This is a genomic window from Arthrobacter sp. NQ4 (genome assembly GCF_029077345.1).
GTDB lineage: Bacteria > Actinomycetota > Actinomycetes > Actinomycetales > Micrococcaceae > Arthrobacter.
Window position 1 is genome coordinate 228,180 of record NZ_JARETC010000001.1, and the last position, 15,343, is coordinate 243,522.

The window sequence follows — 15,343 nt, forward strand, 5'->3', positions numbered from 1 at the left end:
CGCTGTTCAACAGCCAATCACGCCGCCGGTTCAGACTATGCTGGCCCCAGTCGTGGAAGGGAGCGGGCGTGGTTGTCCAGCTGCGGATTTGTGTGCCCGGGGAGCTGTCCGACGTGACCCGGCAGACCTGCCGCGACCAGCGCGGAACGGCAGAGGTCGCTGTGGTCCGGGGCGCCTCCGTGGTGCCAGAGGGCGATGTTATTGAAGTCCTGATCGCCCGGGAGGCAGTGGAGGAACTGCTGGAGAAGCTGAATATCCTGAAGGTCCGCGATGTTGGCTCCATTTCCATGTCCACACCGGAATTTGTGCTGTCCAGGAATGCGGACCGGGCAGAGCGGGACGCCCCCGGGGATGGCGCCGACGCGGTGATCTGGGATGACGTCACCCGCCAATCCGGCGAAGACTCCCGGCTGACGTGGAACTTCCTCGCGTTCCTGGTGCTGGCCACGCAGCTCGCGGGGATCGGCATCGTGACCGATTCCCCCATCGCCATCGTGGGCGCCATGGCGGTGGGCCCTGAGTTCGGACCGCTGGCCGCGCTGGCGGTTTCGATCGCCACCCGGAAGTGGAGGCTTGGCCGCCGGGCTGCAGTCGCCCTGGCCGTGGGCTTCCCGGTTGCCATGCTGCTGGCGGCACTGACGGCGTGGCTGTCGATCCCGCTTGGCCTCTTCCCGCGGGATGCCCTGGACAAGGGATCCGCCGTCGAGTTCATCTACCATCCCGGCCCGTATTCGTTGATCGTGGCCCTCCTGGCCGGAATCGCCGGAATGCTCTCCATCATTGGCCGGCGTTCGGCGGCACTGATCGGCGTGTTCATCTCCGTGACCACGGTGCCGGCCGCCGGATACGTGGCGGTGGCCTTGGTGCTGGGCGAGTACCAGAAGGCCGCCGGTTCCGCGCTCCAACTGCTGCTCAACCTCGTGGGCATCGTGGTGGCCGCCCTCGCGGTGCTGCTCTTTTACCGGGTGGTCGCACGGCGCCTGCCCGACGGGGTGGCACGCAGCCTGAAGCGCCAGCGGACCGGAACAGGCCGCTGACCGCTCGTCTTTAGGAGCGCAGCAGGGCGCGCAGTGCCTGGATGGTGTCTGCTTCCGCCGGGGCCTTGTCGTCCCGGTAGCGCTTGACGCGAGCGAACCTCAGGGCGATCCCGCCGGGGTAGCGCGGTGACTGCTGCACCCCGTCGATGGCTATTTCGACGACGGTGACCGGTTCAACCCAAACAGTGCCTGCCGTGCGCCGCACCTCAAGCTCCTGGAACCGCTCCGTCTGCCAGCGCAGCAGTTCATCGGTGAGTCCCTTGAACGTCTTGCCCACCATCACGTAGCCGCCGGGTTCGCCGAACTCCCCGGTGGGGTCAAGGGCACCCAGGTGCAGGTTGGAGAGCATTCCCGTGCGGCGTCCGGTGCCCCATTCGCAAGCGAGCACCACCAGGTCATACGTGTGGACCGGTTTCACCTTCACCCAGTTGGATCCACGCCTCCCGGCGGCGTAGGTCGATTCGATCGCCTTTACCACCACGCCCTCGTGGCCCGCGGCGAGTGCATCCCGCGACACCCGTTCGGCAACGGCCGGATCCGCCGTGACCTCCCCGGGAATCCGGTGTGCCGGTGCAACGCGTTCCAGGACGTCGATGCGGGTGGACAGCGGTTCATCCAGCAGGTCACGTCCGTCAATGTGGAGCACATCGAAAAACCAGGGATGGAGCAGCGTTTCGCGGACTGCATCGGCGCCGAAGCGGGACATCGTTTCCTGGAAGGGCCGCGGGGCGCCGTCCTCATCCAGGGCGAGCGTTTCGCCGTCGAGGATCACGTCCTGCACGGGCAGCCCGCGGACCAGGTCAACCACCTCAGGCAGCCGGTGCGTCACCTCCGCGAGGTTCCGGGTGTAGATGCGCACGTCGTCACCGGAGCGATGCACCTGGATGCGGGCGCCGTCGAGCTTGAATTCCACCGAGGCCTCCCCCGTCGCTTCCAGGGCGGCACCCGCGCTGCCGGCGGTGGCCGCGAGCATGGGCTGCACCGGGCGGCCCACCACCAGGCCGACGGCGTCAAGCTCGGCCGGGGTGCCGGTGAGCGCCAGGAGGGCGGTTCCTCCGAGGTCCCCGGAAAGCATTGCCGCGCGCCGTACCGCCTCGACGGACCTGTCTGCGGCGCGGGCAATGGCATCCGTCAGGACTCCTTCCAGGGCGCCGGTGCGCAGTTCCCCGAGCAGCACGCCGGCGATGAACGACTGCTCCGACGCGGTGGCCGCTCCCATCAGCGTCCCGAGGATGGAGGCCCGCCCCGCACCCGACCCGCTGCCCGCCGTTGCCAGGAGCCGGTCCAGCGCGGCATCAAAATCCGCCACGGTGAGGCTTGGCTCCGCGGCGGGTTCTTCCTTGGCCGCCGCCACGGCGCTCCAACCGACGCCAACCCGGCCCTGACGGGGCTTGGCACTGAGCAAACCCACCGCCGTCGGGATCTCAGCAGGTTCCAGCCGGCGCAGGAGGTGGGCCAAAGCATCCACTTTCGCGAGCCGGGACCGGGTCGATGCGACGGTTTTCGTGGTGTCCACGAGCTCAAGGAGCAGCATGGCACCATCCTGCCACGGGCCCCGGACAGGGACACTGGACAGAGCCCCGGCGCGGGTCCACAATGTGCGCGTGGGGATCATCGTGGCGAACCTGTTCATCACCCTCGACGGCGTGTACCAGGCGCCGGGCGGCCGTGAAGAAGACCCCGAAGGCGGATTCGCGTTCGGCGGCTGGCAGGCGCCGGTGTCCGACGACGAGGCCGGCGCGTCGATAGCGGACGAGATCGGCCGGATGGATGCACTCCTCCTCGGCCGGAAGACCTATGACATCTTTGCGTCCTACTGGCCGCATCAGTCCGGTGACATAGCCGATGCCCTGAACCGGGTCCCCAAGTTCGTTGTCTCCGGCACGCTGGCGGACCCGGACTGGGCCGGCACCACCGTCCTGCCGGATGCCGCGGCCGCCGGCGGCCTCCGGGACGGGTACGGGCAGCTGCACATGTTCGGCAGCGGGATGCTGATCCGTTCCCTCCTGGCTGCCAATGTGCTGGACCGCCTCCACCTCTGGCTGTACCCGGTGGTCCTGGGCCAGGGAAAGCGCCTGTTCGATGAGGGAACGGTTCCCTCCACTTTCACGCTGGCCGAGCAGGCCCGCAGCTTCCCCAAGGGTGCGGTGTCGCTGGTGTACGAGCGTGCCGGAGAAGTTGAGACGCGGGAGATGGACGCCGGCTAGTCCCCACCGCCCCAGAAGCAGCAACGCAAAAGGCTGGCCCGGCAGATGCCGGACCAGCCTTTTCAGCGGTAAGCCGCCAGGGCGCAGCGTTAGTGGCTGTGGCCTGCGTGCTCGTCCTCTTCGGCCGGCTTCTCCACGACCAGGGTCTCGGTGGTGAGAACCAGGGCGGCGATGGAGGCCGCGTTGCGGAGGGCCGCACGGGTGACCTTGACGGGGTCGATGACGCCCGCGGCGATCAGGTCCTCGTACTCGCCGGACTTGGCGTTGAAGCCGTTGTTGGTCTCAAGGTCGGCAACCTTGGAGGTGACAACGTAGCCATCGAAGCCGGCGTTCTGGGCGATCCAGCGCAGCGGCTGCACCAGTGCGCGGCGGACGATGCCCACGGCTGCGGCGGCGTCGCCTTCGAGGGCCTTGACGGAAGCGTCCTCATCCAGTGCCTTGAGGGCGTGGATCAGGGCGGAGCCGCCGCCGGCAACGATGCCTTCTTCGAGGGCAGCGCGGGTGGAGGACACAGCGTCCTCGATGCGGTGCTTCTTTTCCTTGAGTTCAACCTCGGTGGCAGCGCCGACCTTGATGACTCCGATGCCGCCGGCAAGCTTAGCCAGGCGTTCCTGGAGCTTTTCGCGGTCCCAGTCGGAATCGGTGCGGGTCAGCTCGGCGCGCAGCTGGGCAACGCGTGCAGCGACGTCCTCGGCAGAACCGGCGCCGTCCACGATGGTGGTGTTGTCCTTGGTGACCGTGATGCGACGGGCGGTACCCAGCACCTCCAGGCCCACGGAGTCCAGGCTGAGGCCCAGTTCCGGGGAGACAACCTGCGCACCGGTGAGGGTGGCGATGTCCTGCAGCATGGCCTTGCGGCGGTCGCCGAAGCCGGGAGCCTTGACGGCTACGACGTTCAGGGTGCCGCGGATGCGGTTGACGATCAGCGTGGACAGGGCCTCGCCCTCAACGTCCTCGGCGATGATGAACAGCGGCTTGGAGCTCTGCAGCGCCTTTTCGAGCAGCGGCAGGAATTCCTGGATCGAGGAGATCTTGCCCTGGTTGATCAGGATGAGTGCGTCCTCGAGGACTGCTTCCTGGCGCTCCGCGTCGGTGACGAAGTACGGGGACAGGTAGCCCTTGTCGAACTGCATGCCCTCGGTGAGGACCAGTTCGGTCTGGGTGGTGGAGGACTCTTCGATGGTGATGACACCATCCTTGCCCACCTTGCCGAAGGCCTCGGCGAGCAGTTCGCCGATTTCGTCGCTCTGCGCCGAGATGGCGGCAACATTGGCTACCTGGGTGCCTTCGACCGGGCGGGCGTTCTCCAGCAGGCGGGCGGCCACGGCCTCAACCGCAACCTCGATGCCGCGCTTGATCTGGCCGGGGGCAGCGCCGGCTGCGACGTTGCGCAGGCCTTCCTTGACCAGCGCCTGTGCCAGGACCGTGGCGGTGGTGGTGCCGTCGCCGGCAACATCGTTGGTCTTGGTCGCTACTTCCTTGGCCAGCTGTGCGCCAAGGTTCTCGTAGGGGTCGTCCAGCTCGACTTCGCGGGCGATGGTGACGCCGTCGTTCGTGATGGTGGGGGCACCCCACTTCTTGTCCAGGACGACGTTGCGGCCGCGGGGGCCGAGCGTCACCTTGACGGTGTTCGCGAGCTTGTCGATGCCGGCCTCAAGGGACCGGCGGGCAGCGTCGTTAAACGCAAGCTGCTTTGCCATGGTTTTGTCCTTTCAAAGACAGAAACCCCGCACCGCCGGCCAGCGTGAGCATGGCCGGCAGCACGGGGATCCGGAAGAGTTACTTGACGACGATTGCCAGGACGTCGCGGGCGGACAGCACGAGGTACTCGGTGCCGCCGGTCTTGACTTCGGTTCCGCCGTACTTGGAGTAGATGACGACGTCGCCAACGGCTACGTCAACGGGAACGCGGTTGCCATCTTCGAAGCGGCCGGGGCCTACGGCGACAACTTCGCCTTCCTGCGGCTTCTCCTGTGCGGAGTCCGGGATGACCAGGCCGGAAGCCGTGGTCTGCTCGGCTTCGAGCGGGCGGACAACAATACGATCCTCAAGAGGCTTAATAGAGACCGACACTCGGACCTCTCCTTTTCGTCAGCAAATTCGTGGACTGGAAAGCTTTCCGCCGTAGCTGGCAAACCGTCGTCGCGGTGCCGGCAGCAGCCTGGCTGGCAGCTCTTCATGTGTTAGCACCCTCCTAGGGAGAGTGCTAATGAAGACTCTATGTATGAGTTAGCACTCGGTCAAGGTGAGTGCCAACGTTTCGTCGTGGGCGTACAGACCGGGGCGGACGACGGCGGGTGGCCGGGGACGCGAAAGGACGCCCTGTCCCTACCGGCCCAGGTCGTCGAAGTCCACGTCCTCGCCGCCCTCCGTGTCGCTGCCGCCCTGCTTCCGTCCCCGGAAGAGCACCCAGCCGGACACCGCTGCGGCGAGCAGCGCGGCAACGAGGAAGAAAATGCTCCCGGCCCGCGCGCCGTCGTACAGCCCGCGGATGTCCCGGGCCTCCTGGGTGTTGTCCTGGACGTCGCTGCCGCCCACCGAGTAAACGGTGGCGTTGAACGTATCGAGCAGGAAAATGATCACCAGCAGCGCGATGCAGACCACGGCCACGACGGCGGCGGCGATCAGCACAGGACGGGCGAACCTGCCCGGATGGCGGTCCCCGGACTCGTGGTCGCCGGTCTCGCGGGGGGCTGCGCTCTCATCCATGGATTCAACACTATCCGCATCCCGGCCACGCGCTCCTCCACTAGGCTGGAACCCATGGCTCACGCTCCCCAGGACCAGATTGCACAGGACCAGATCGCACCATTGCTGACCCCCGAAGGCTGGGAGTTGCTGGCGTCCCTGGGCCCCTACCGGGACGAGGACTCTTTCGAGCTGAACTCCGCTCTCCGGAAAGCCGGACACCCCGCCGGGCTCGTGTCCGCCGTCCTGACGCAGTCACGGCTGCGCACCAAGGCAGAGGGGAAATTCGGGGAGTTCGCCCGGCAGATGCTGTTCACCCAGGCGGGCCTGGAGCAGGCCACACGCCTCAACGTCGCCGCCCACCACGCCCAGCGGTTCGCTGCCGCGGGGATCAGCCGCGTGGCGGACCTGGGGTGCGGCCTCGGCGCCGATTCCCTGGCGCTGGCCTCGCTGGACATCAATGTCACCGCCGTCGAAATGGACGAAACCACGGCGGCGTGCGCCACGGTGAACCTCATCCCGTTCCCCAACGCCACGGTGGTGCATGCGGATGCGGAATCGGTTCCGCTGGACGGGGTGGACGGCGTCTGGCTGGACCCTGCCCGTCGGGTCACCTCCACTTCCGGCACCAAGCGGATCTGGGACCCCGAGGCATTTTCGCCGCCGTTGTCCTTCGTGGAATCACTGGCCGCCCGGGGCAAGGCAGTGGGCGTGAAGATGGGCCCGGGCATGCCGCATGAATCCGTGCCCGCAAGCTGCGAGGCGCAATGGGTGTCGGTGGCCGGTGACGTCACCGAGGTGACCCTGTGGTTCAACGCCGTGCGCCGGCCTGGAGTCCGCCGCGCCGCGCTGGTCCTGGGGCCGAAGGCTCCGGCGGAGCTGACCAGCCCGGAGGATTTCGGCGACGGCCCGTCAGCGCCGGTGGGACCGGTGGAGGGACACCTGTACGAACCCGACGGCGCCGTGATCCGCGCCGGACTGGTGGCGGACGTAGCACTGCAGCTCGGCGGCCACCTGGTGGACGAACACATTGCCTACATCTGCGCTCCCGAACTCCTGACCACCCCGTTCGCCCGGGCCTACAAGGTCCTGCAGGTCATGCCCTACAACGTGAAGGCGCTCAAGGCCTGGGTGAAACAGGAGGGCATCACCGTGCTGGACATCAAGAAGCGCGGCACCGCCGTCACCCCCGAAGAGCTGCGGAAACAGCTGCTGCCCGGCGGAAAGAACGCCAGGAAGGGCGGCAAAACGGGCACCCTGGTCCTGACGCGCATCGGTGAGGACCGGGTGGCCATCGTGGTGGAACCCGCCTAGCTGCCCCTACTGGGCGCGCATGAACTCCTCGGCGGCCCGCACCTGGTCCGGGGTGGGCCGGACGCCCGTATAGAGGACAAACTGCTCCAGTGCCTGGATGGTGGCCACCTCGGCCCCCGTGATCACCGGCTTGCCGGCCGCACGGGCGGCCTTGATAAGCGGTGTCTCAGCGGGCAGCGCCACCACGTCGAACACCAGACGGGCCGCCTCGATGGCCTCCGCCGGGAAAGCCACAGTGTCCGCTTCCGCCCCGCCGGCCATCCCCAGCGGGGTGACGTTGATGATCAAGCCGGCCGTCCCGCCGTCGATCGCTGCCCGCCACTGGAAGCCGTACTGGTCCGCGAGCGCACGCCCAGCGGCCTCGTTCCGGGCCAGGACGGTGACGTCCGTGAATCCGGCGTCCCGGAGGGCGGCAACCGTGGCCTTGGCCATGCCCCCGGCGCCCTGCACCAGCACCGAATAGTCCGTGGGGACTGCATTGGTGGCGAGGAGTTGTTCGATGGCGGTGTAGTCGGTGTTGTACGCCTTGAGGTGCCCGTCCGTGTTCACGATGGTGTTCACCGAGTCGATGGCCTTGGCGGAGGGGTCCATCTCGTCCACCAGGGCGATGACGTCTTCCTTGTACGGCATGGAGATGGCACAGCCGCGGATGCCCAGCCCACGGACACCGGCAATGGCCTGTTCCAGGTTGGTGGGCGCGAAGGCCTTGTAGATCCAGTTCAGGTCCAGCTGCCCGTAAAGGTGGTTGTGGAACCGGGTCCCGTTGTTGCTGGGACGGGCCGAGAGCGAGATGCAGAGGGTCATGTCTTTATTCAGAATGGGCACCAGACCATTAAACGCGTTCCAGCCCAACTGGGTAGCGCCAAGTGTCGTTTTGACGCCTCAAAACGACAGTTCGCGCTACTTAGTTGGGTCGGGGGCAGCCGGTTCCCGCGGGGAAAGGCCCGACGGCGGCGGGCAGCTTTCCCGGAGCGGGCGCCTTCCCTGCCAGCACGGCGGCCAGCGCGTCGAAGGCGGCGTCGGTCCGGCCATAGAGGGCCACCTTCACCGGCGCGCTGGACCCCTGGAGCGGCCACGGAGCGTCGAGGGACACTGCGATGTCCCCACCGGCCGGTTTTCCACCAAACCCGATGAGGTTGACCAGCGGGCCTGATCCCACGGTGAGCCCGGCGCGCGCTGCGGCGGCTTCGAAGCGCTCCCGGTCCCCCGGTCCCCCGCCGGCCACCCGCACGGAACCGGGCACCAGGGGTCCGCTGCAGGGACCGGAAACAACGGTAACGGCCGACGCCGAGACCTGGGCGGACAGGGCGGCCCCGCTTCCGGCCGGCGCACCTGAGCCCGCTGTTCCGGCAGGCGGGGTGGTCCGGGCATGCCAGATCATCATGGTGGCCACGCGCTGCGCTGCTTCATCCAGGCGTGCGGCGGGAAGGGTGCCGGCAGCCAGGGCCTGGACGATGGCGGCGTGCGTCTGCTCCACGTCCGTGGGCATCAGCAGCAGGTCGGCACCGGCGGCCAATGCCTTCACTGCAGCCGCGCCGGCCGGGTACTGCTTGTCAACGGCGCCCATGTTGAGGGCGTCCGTCACGGCCACGCCCTTGAAGCCCAAACCCCTGAGCGCCGAGTAGCTGGGGGCAGAGAGCGACGCCGGGACGCCTGGTTCCAGCGCGGGTACGGCAATGTGCCCGGTCATGACCACGGGGAGGCCCGCTGCGACGGCAGCCTCGAAGGGTTTCCAGTCCCGGCCCCGGAGCACGTCGATGCCTGCCGGCTGGACGGGGAGGCTGAGGTGGGAATCCGCCGTCACCGAGCCGTGTCCGGGAAAGTGCTTGACGGTGGGGAGCACGCCGGCGTCCAGCATGCCCTGGGAGAAGGCGGTGCCCTGGGCCGCCGCCGCGGCCGGGTCGCCGGACATGGAACGCGCCCCGATGGTGGGGTCTGCAGGACCGACGGTCACATCCGTGTCCGGCGCGAAGTCGAGGTCGAAGCCCAGTGGCACCAACTCGCTTGCCAGGCCCTTGCCGGCCTTGCGCGTCAGGTCCAGGTTGCCGGCGGCCCCGTAACTCATGGGAGCGGGCCACTCGGTGAGGGGCGGCCCCAGGCGTGCCACCGCGCCGCCTTCCTGGTCCACGCTCATGATCCCGGGCCAGCGCCGTCCGTCGGCGGCCACAGCCTGCTGCAGCCGCTGGTTTACGGCGCCCATGGCGGCCACGTCCACCTTTCCCTGCGGGTCGCGCGGCACGTTGTCGCCCATGATGATGGATCCGGCCAGGTGGAGGCGTTGGATGAGCGCCGCATGGGCCTCTACCTGGCTGCCCTTGAAGAACGGGAGCAGGACCTGCCCGGCTTTCTGTTCCGGCGACATCGCCGCAACGGCCGCCACGGCGGCGTCCTGGTCCCGCTGCTCCGGGCCCCACCCCAAAGGCCGGGAACCCGGGTCAGGCGACGGGTAAGCCGGAGGAGGCGCCGGCGTCGTACTTGCTGATGCGGTGGGGGACGCGTCGGCGGGCGGGGCGGAGGATGAGGGCGGTGCGGCGCTTGGGGCGGCTGAACAGGAGGCCAGCGCCATTGCGGACAGGGCCAGGAGGAGGGGGAAGGATTTGGCAGGACTGTGACGCAGGGGGAACGGTGCCATCAGTACGATGCTACCCCTGCACTAGACTTGAACCATCCGTTCGCCTGCCGGCTGCAGCCTGTGAGCGGCATCAGCCAGCGGCAAACCGGACAGTAAGGAAACGTGTGAAGATCGACTTCGCGTCATCGAGGCAATCCACCCTCGGTGTTGAGTGGGAGCTGGCACTGGTGGACGGGAAGACGGGCGAGCTCGCTTCCGTGGCCAACCAGGTGCTCCGCGGCGTGGCGTCCCGCCACCCCGAACTCAACGAAGACGACGAACATCCGCACATCAAGCAGGAACTGCTGCTCAATACCGTGGAACTGGTCACCGGGATCTGCGAAACGGCAGCCGAGGCCAAGGAGGACCTCAGCCGGTCCGTCGCAGCCGTCCGTGAAATCACCGATCCCATGAACGTGGAGCTGTTCTGCGCCGGCAGCCACCCGTTCAGCCCTCCGCAGCTGCAGCCGGTGACGGACAAGGCACGCTACGCCAAGCTCATTGACCGGACCCAATGGTGGGGCCGGCAGATGGTCATCTACGGCGTCCATGTCCACGTGGGGCTGGACCGCCGGGACAAAGCCCTCCCCGTCCTGGACGGCCTGGTCAACTACTTCCCGCACTTCCAGGCGCTTTCCGCGTCCAGCCCCTTCTGGGGCGGCGAGGACACCGGGTACGCCTCGCAGCGGGCCCTGATGTTCCAGCAGCTTCCTACCGCGGGGCTGCCCTTCCAGTTCAAGTCCTGGGAGGAATACGAGTCCTACGTCCAGGACATGTTCACCACGGGCGTCATCGACACCATCTCGGAAATCCGGTGGGACATCCGGCCGGTGCCCGCCCTGGGCACCATCGAGATGCGGATCTGTGACGGCCTGGCCACCCTGGAGGAAGTGGGGGCCATTGCGGCGCTCACCCAGTGCCTGGTGGACGAGTTCTCCACCACCCTGGACAACGGCGGCACCATCCCCACCATGCCGCCGTGGCACGTCCAGGAGAACAAGTGGCGCGCCGCCCGGTACGGCCTGGACGCCATCATCATCCTCGACGCCGCGGGCAAGGAGCAGCTGGTCACCGACCACCTGCTGGAGACCCTGAACCGGCTTGAACCGGTTGCCGCCAAGCTGCGCTGCTCCGACGAGCTTGCCGACGTCGAGAAGATCATCCGCCGCGGCGCCGGGTACCAGCGCCAGCGCCGGGTGGCTGCCGAGAACGGCGGAAACCTGCAGGCTGTGGTGCTGGACCTGGTCAAGCAGATGCGGAACGGCCCCACCGCCTGACCCCTTGCTTGCTCCATCAGATATGGCTCCTAAACCGCCGGTTTAGGAGCCATATCTGATGGAGCATCGTGGGGTTTGCCGGATGTCAGGCCGGGAGCGACACCGAGGTGACGGGCATCGAGGAGTCCGGGGCGAATCCGATGCCACTGGGGTCGGTGCCGGCCATCACCAGCTGGGCGCCGAGCGCGGCCACCATGGCGCCGTTGTCCGTGCACAGGTCCAGCGGCGGAACATGCAGGCGGATGCCGGCGAAGGCGCAGCGCTGCCCGGTCAGTTCACGCAGGCGGGAGTTTGCCGCCACGCCCCCGCCCAGCAGAACGTCCTTGATGCCCTGCTCGCGGCAGGCCAGGACCGCCTTGGAGGAGATTACGTCCACCACTGCTTCCTGGAACGCTGCCGCGATGTCGGCCACCGGGATCTCTTCGCCACGGGCCTCGAACTGCTCCACGCAACGGGCCACGGCCGTCTTCAGGCCGCTGAAGGACCAGTCGTACCGGTGCGGGCCGGGTTCATCGGCCGTGCCCATGTACTTGGGCTGGGTCAGGCCTCGGGGGAAGCGGATCGACTTGGGGTTGCCGGAGCGGGCCATCTTGTCGATGGCCGGTCCGCCGGGGTAGCCGAGTCCCAGGATGCGGGCCACCTTGTCGTAGGCCTCGCCCGCGGCGTCGTCGATCGTGGAGCCCAGGAGCTCCACGTCACTGGTGATGCTGTTGATCCGCAGGATTTCGGTGTGGCCCCCGGAGACCAGCAGGGCGCCCAGGTTCTCCGGCAGCTCCTGCCTGCGGCCGGTACCACGGTCGTCCAGCAGTCCGACGCCCACATGCGCCACCAGGTGGTTGATGGCGAACAGGGGTTTTCCGGTGGCCACGGCGAGCGCCTTGGCAGCGCACACCCCGACCATGAGCGCGCCGGCAAGCCCGGGTCCGGAGGTGACGGCGATCGCGTCCACCTCGTCCAGGGTGACCCCTGCATCCGCGAGGGCCTGCTCGAGGGTGGGAACAAAGGCGTCCAGGTGGGCCCGGGAGGCGATCTCAGGGATGACGCCGCCGAAGCGGACATGCTCGTCCATGGAGGAAGAGACCGTGTTGGTCAGCAGGGTGGTTCCGCGGACCAGGCCGACGCCGGTTTCGTCGCAGGATGATTCAATGCCCAGTACCAGGGGCTGCGTACGGTTCATACCTGGCCTGCGTCCGTTGCTTCGTGTCCTTCAGGGTGTGCCGCGGGCAGCTGGAGCCGCATGATGAGGGCATCCACGCCGTCCCGGTAATAGCGGGGGCGGACGTGGATCTGTTCGAATCCGAACCGCACATAGAGCTGTTGTGCCCGGGGGTTGTCGGCCCGGACCTCAAGCAGGACGTCGGCGGCGCCGCGGTGCCGGGCCTCCTCGATCAGTTGCGTGAGCAGGGTGCTGCCAATGCCCCGCCCCTCGTGCTCAGGGACGACGGCGATGGTCTGGACGTCCGCGATGGGTTCAATGCACATCAGGCCGGCGTAGCCCACGATCCCGCCGCTGGTCTCCGCCACGAGGTAGCGGCGGGTCTCCGGCTGGGAGAGTTCGTCCAGGAACATCTGGACGGGCCACGCGTCAATGGGAAAGAGCCTGTGTTCCAGCGCACCGACGGCAGGCACATCGTCCAGCGTCATGTCGCGGACGGTCACGTCCGCCGCGCGCGGGTCCGGGGCGCTGCTCACAATGCCCGCTTCCGTGGTCCGGGGACCTGCGCGTCGGATTCCCGCAGGTACAGGGGGGTGGAGTCCAACAGGGTGTCTCCTGCCGCCAGCCGCGCCAGGGCGAACTGGCCTAAGTACAGGGCGTCCGGCTGCTCCCCGGCGAAATCCGGGTGGGCCCGGAGCACGTCGCCGTAGAGTCCCGCGCCGGCGCCGAACGCAGGCAGGTCCGGGAGGGCAGACGCAAACCCGACGTGGGGGCCGTCCTCCAGCACGGGCAGCTGGCCGTCATCCAGGCTGTACCGGGCCCAGTAGACCTCTTTGCGGCGGGCGTCCGTCACCACCAGGAACTCGGAAGCGGCTGCGGTGGACTCCGCAACTTCCAGGGCCATCGCGTCCAGGCTCACCAGGCCATGCAGCGGCTTGCCCCACACGAAGGCCAGCGTGCGGGCGGTGGCAATGCCGGAGCGCAGCCCGGTAAACGGGCCCGGACCAACGCCCACCACCAGGGCGTCCACGTCCTGCCCGGCCACACCCGCCGACTCCAGCATGGCGTCGATTCCGGGCGCAAGCACCTCAGCGTGGCTGCGGGTGTCCTCCGTAGCGAAGCTGGCAAGCACGCTTTCCGGGGCATCATCGGTGACCAGCGCAGCGCTGGCCACGGCCGAGGTGTCAATGGCGAGGATCAGCATGCCGCTCCCCCGTCGGGTCCAGCCAGTTCAGGAAAGTTCGCCCAGCGGGGACCGTAGCCGCGCATGACGATGGTCCGGGGCTCGTCGGTGTCTTCGGCGTCGAAATCCAGGCTTGAGGAGGTGGACGCCGCGGCGCCGCCCAGGCCGATCGCACGGTGCAGGTCGATCTCCAGCCGGCTGTCGCTCAGGTGCTCCACGCGCTCATGTCCCCACTCGACCACCGTCACCGATGAATCCATGGTGTTTTCGAGGTCGATGTCGTCAATCTCCGCCGCCGAGCCAAGCCGGTAGGCGTCCACGTGCACCAGGTCCGGGCCGCCCGGACGCGGGCCGTCCGGCAGGTTGGGATGGATCCGGACCAGGACGAACGTCGGCGAGATGATGCCCGGGCGGACACCCAGGCCTTCGCCCAGGCCCTGGGTGAAGGTGGTCTTCCCGGCACCCAGCTCGCCGGACAGCACCAGCAGGTCCCCGGCCCGCAACACCTCCGCCAGGCGGGCGCCGAAACCGTGCGTCTGTTCCGCCGTCGTCGCCGTGAAGGTCTTTTCCCAGTTGGCGGGCAGGTCTCCGGGCGTGCTCATGCCGCTCCCTTGCCGGGGACGCCCACCACGTTATTGCCGGCTTCCGCGCGCTCGTCTTCGTTGATGAAGCGGCGGGGAACACGGGGACTGATCCTGGTCACCACCTCGTAATTGATGGTCCCGGCGGCGCGCGCCCACTCGTCAACCGTGGGTCCGCCGTCGGCCCCGTTACCGAACAGCTCCGCCTCCGCCCCCTGCAACGCGGCACCGGAGGCCTCCGGACCCAGGTCGATGACCATCTGGTCCATGGCGATCCGCCCCACTACGGGGTACGTCTTCCCGGCCACGCGGACGGGGCCGCCGGTGGCGACGCGCGGGACGCCGTCGGCATAGCCCAGCGGAATCAGCGCCAGGGTGCTCGCCGTCCTGGTGCGGTAATGCAGCCCGTAGGAGACGCCCTGCCCCTCGGGCACCTCTTTGCACTGCGACACCAGGGTGCGCAGCGTCATGGCGGGGCGGAGGCCGAGCTCGGCGGAGGTCTGCCCGTCGAACGGCGAAAGCCCGTAGATGCCCAGGCCCACACGGACCATGTCGAAGTGGGTGTCGGGCCGGGAAAGGGTGGCGGGGGTGTTGGCAAGGTGCCGGACCTCAGGGTCCACGCCCGCGTCCTCGGCGATGGCCAGGGCCTCCCGGAATGCGGCCACCTGCTGGTCCGTCTCGGGCCGCTCCGGCTCATCGGCCACGGCCAGGTGCGAGAAGATGCCCACCACGCGCAGCAGGCCCTGGTCCTGGTACTCCACGGCCTCCCCCACCAGGCGGTCCCAGGCCTCGGGGGTTGCGCCGTTGCGGCCCAGCCCGGTGTCCACCTTGAGGTGGATCCGTGCGGGACGTTCCTGTTCGCGGGCGGCAGCCACGATGCGTTCCAGCTCCCAGCCCGAGCAGCCGATGTCGACGCCGGCAGCCACGGCGGCGCCGAAGTTGCTGTCGGTGGTGTGCAGCCAGGCGAGGAGGGGCGCGTCGATGCCGGCGGCGCGGAGCGCGAGGGCCTCGGAAATGTGCGCCACGCCCAGCCAGGACGCGCCGGCCTGCAGGGCCGCACGGGCCACGGGAACCGCGCCGTGTCCGTACGCGTCGGCCTTGACCACGGCCATGACATTCGCGGGGGAAGCAGCGCCGGCGAGCCGGCGGACGTTGTGCCGGATGGCCTCCAGGTCGATCACGGCGGACCGCTCATTGCGGGGGTCCGGCCCGGGGGCAGCGCTGAATTCACCGGTTGTTGCGGGGTAGGTCACCTAACTGATTCTAGTGCGGGCACTTCGCGCCGAATA

15 protein-coding genes are annotated in these 15,343 nt (G+C 68.3%); 4 read left to right on the forward strand and 11 right to left on the reverse strand.

The genetic code is table 11. The annotated features are described in order from the left end of the window. Positions 1 to 68 precede the first annotated feature (68 nt). The gene (locus tag PUN51_RS01005; protein ID WP_159631426.1) at positions 69 to 1,037 is read left to right on the forward strand and encodes a DUF389 domain-containing protein; all 969 of its coding nucleotides are present in this window, start codon (positions 69 to 71) and stop codon (positions 1,035 to 1,037) included. Between the two features lie 10 nt (positions 1,038 to 1,047). Here PUN51_RS01005 and PUN51_RS01010 read toward each other — a convergent pair whose 3' ends face one another. Next, positions 1,048 to 2,571 (reverse strand): ATP-dependent DNA ligase, encoded by a 1,524-nt coding sequence (locus PUN51_RS01010; protein WP_275179605.1) that lies wholly within the window; start codon positions 2,569 to 2,571, stop codon positions 1,048 to 1,050. Positions 2,572 to 2,641: 70 nt separating this feature from the next. On the opposite strand from PUN51_RS01010, the gene PUN51_RS01015 reads away from it, so the two are divergent. After that, positions 2,642 to 3,244: a dihydrofolate reductase family protein gene (locus PUN51_RS01015; RefSeq protein ID WP_275179606.1), complete on the forward strand. Its 603-nt coding sequence runs from the start codon at positions 2,642 to 2,644 to the stop codon at positions 3,242 to 3,244. Positions 3,245 to 3,333: 89 nt separating this feature from the next. On the opposite strand, the gene groL is transcribed toward PUN51_RS01015, so the two are convergent. The 3 genes from groL to PUN51_RS01030 form a co-directional block, all read right to left on the reverse strand. Continuing rightward, on the reverse strand, positions 3,334 to 4,944 hold the full coding sequence (gene groL / locus PUN51_RS01020; RefSeq protein ID WP_159631423.1) for a chaperonin GroEL: 1,611 nt from the start codon (positions 4,942 to 4,944) through the stop codon (positions 3,334 to 3,336). A gap of 79 nt (positions 4,945 to 5,023) precedes the next feature. Continuing rightward, positions 5,024 to 5,317, reverse strand: coding sequence for a co-chaperone GroES (gene groES, locus PUN51_RS01025; protein WP_003805290.1), 294 nt, complete (start codon positions 5,315 to 5,317; stop codon positions 5,024 to 5,026). A 255-nt stretch (positions 5,318 to 5,572) separates the two neighbouring features. Then, complete coding sequence (locus PUN51_RS01030) at positions 5,573 to 5,953, reverse strand: hypothetical protein (RefSeq protein ID WP_275179607.1); 381 nt, start codon at positions 5,951 to 5,953, stop codon at positions 5,573 to 5,575. 54 nt (positions 5,954 to 6,007) lie between these two features. On the opposite strand from PUN51_RS01030, the gene PUN51_RS01035 reads away from it, so the two are divergent. Next, a complete protein-coding gene (locus PUN51_RS01035; RefSeq protein WP_275179608.1) occupies positions 6,008 to 7,246 on the forward strand; it encodes a class I SAM-dependent methyltransferase in 1,239 nt (412 codons plus the stop codon). A 6-nt stretch (positions 7,247 to 7,252) separates the two neighbouring features. Here PUN51_RS01035 and PUN51_RS01040 read toward each other — a convergent pair whose 3' ends face one another. Further along, the gene (locus PUN51_RS01040) at positions 7,253 to 8,071 is read right to left on the reverse strand and encodes a shikimate 5-dehydrogenase (protein ID WP_275179609.1); all 819 of its coding nucleotides are present in this window, start codon (positions 8,069 to 8,071) and stop codon (positions 7,253 to 7,255) included. Between the two features lie 79 nt (positions 8,072 to 8,150). Further along, positions 8,151 to 9,608 carry a glycoside hydrolase family 3 N-terminal domain-containing protein gene (locus tag PUN51_RS01045; RefSeq protein ID WP_275179959.1) on the reverse strand — a complete coding sequence of 486 codons (1,458 nt, stop codon included), beginning with the start codon at positions 9,606 to 9,608 and terminating at the stop codon, positions 8,151 to 8,153. A gap of 374 nt (positions 9,609 to 9,982) precedes the next feature. Here PUN51_RS01045 and PUN51_RS01050 point away from each other — a divergent pair, with 374 nt between their 5' ends. Further along, positions 9,983 to 11,134, forward strand: coding sequence for a glutamate--cysteine ligase (locus tag PUN51_RS01050; protein WP_159631420.1), 1,152 nt, complete (start codon positions 9,983 to 9,985; stop codon positions 11,132 to 11,134). An 85-nt stretch (positions 11,135 to 11,219) separates the two neighbouring features. Here the strand turns inward: PUN51_RS01050 and tsaD are convergent, their stop codons facing one another. The 5 genes from tsaD to alr are packed head-to-tail and all read right to left on the reverse strand — an operon-like array spanning position 11,220 to position 15,307. Next, complete coding sequence (gene tsaD, locus PUN51_RS01055) at positions 11,220 to 12,311, reverse strand: tRNA (adenosine(37)-N6)-threonylcarbamoyltransferase complex transferase subunit TsaD (RefSeq protein WP_275179610.1); 1,092 nt, start codon at positions 12,309 to 12,311, stop codon at positions 11,220 to 11,222. Then, entirely contained in the window at positions 12,308 to 12,778 is a 471-nt protein-coding gene (gene rimI / locus PUN51_RS01060) for a ribosomal protein S18-alanine N-acetyltransferase (RefSeq protein ID WP_275179960.1), read from the reverse strand. Before rimI ends, tsaD begins: the two co-directional genes overlap by 4 nt. A gap of 44 nt (positions 12,779 to 12,822) precedes the next feature. Then, positions 12,823 to 13,494, reverse strand: coding sequence for a tRNA (adenosine(37)-N6)-threonylcarbamoyltransferase complex dimerization subunit type 1 TsaB (tsaB, locus tag PUN51_RS01065; protein ID WP_275179611.1), 672 nt, complete (start codon positions 13,492 to 13,494; stop codon positions 12,823 to 12,825). Next, the gene (tsaE, locus tag PUN51_RS01070; RefSeq protein ID WP_275179612.1) at positions 13,488 to 14,075 is read right to left on the reverse strand and encodes a tRNA (adenosine(37)-N6)-threonylcarbamoyltransferase complex ATPase subunit type 1 TsaE; all 588 of its coding nucleotides are present in this window, start codon (positions 14,073 to 14,075) and stop codon (positions 13,488 to 13,490) included. Before tsaE ends, tsaB begins: the two co-directional genes overlap by 7 nt. Beyond that, positions 14,072 to 15,307, reverse strand: a complete 1,236-nt coding sequence (alr, locus tag PUN51_RS01075) for an alanine racemase (RefSeq protein ID WP_275179613.1) — start codon at positions 15,305 to 15,307, stop codon at positions 14,072 to 14,074. Before alr ends, tsaE begins: the two co-directional genes overlap by 4 nt. Between the last annotated feature and the right edge of the window lie 36 nt (positions 15,308 to 15,343).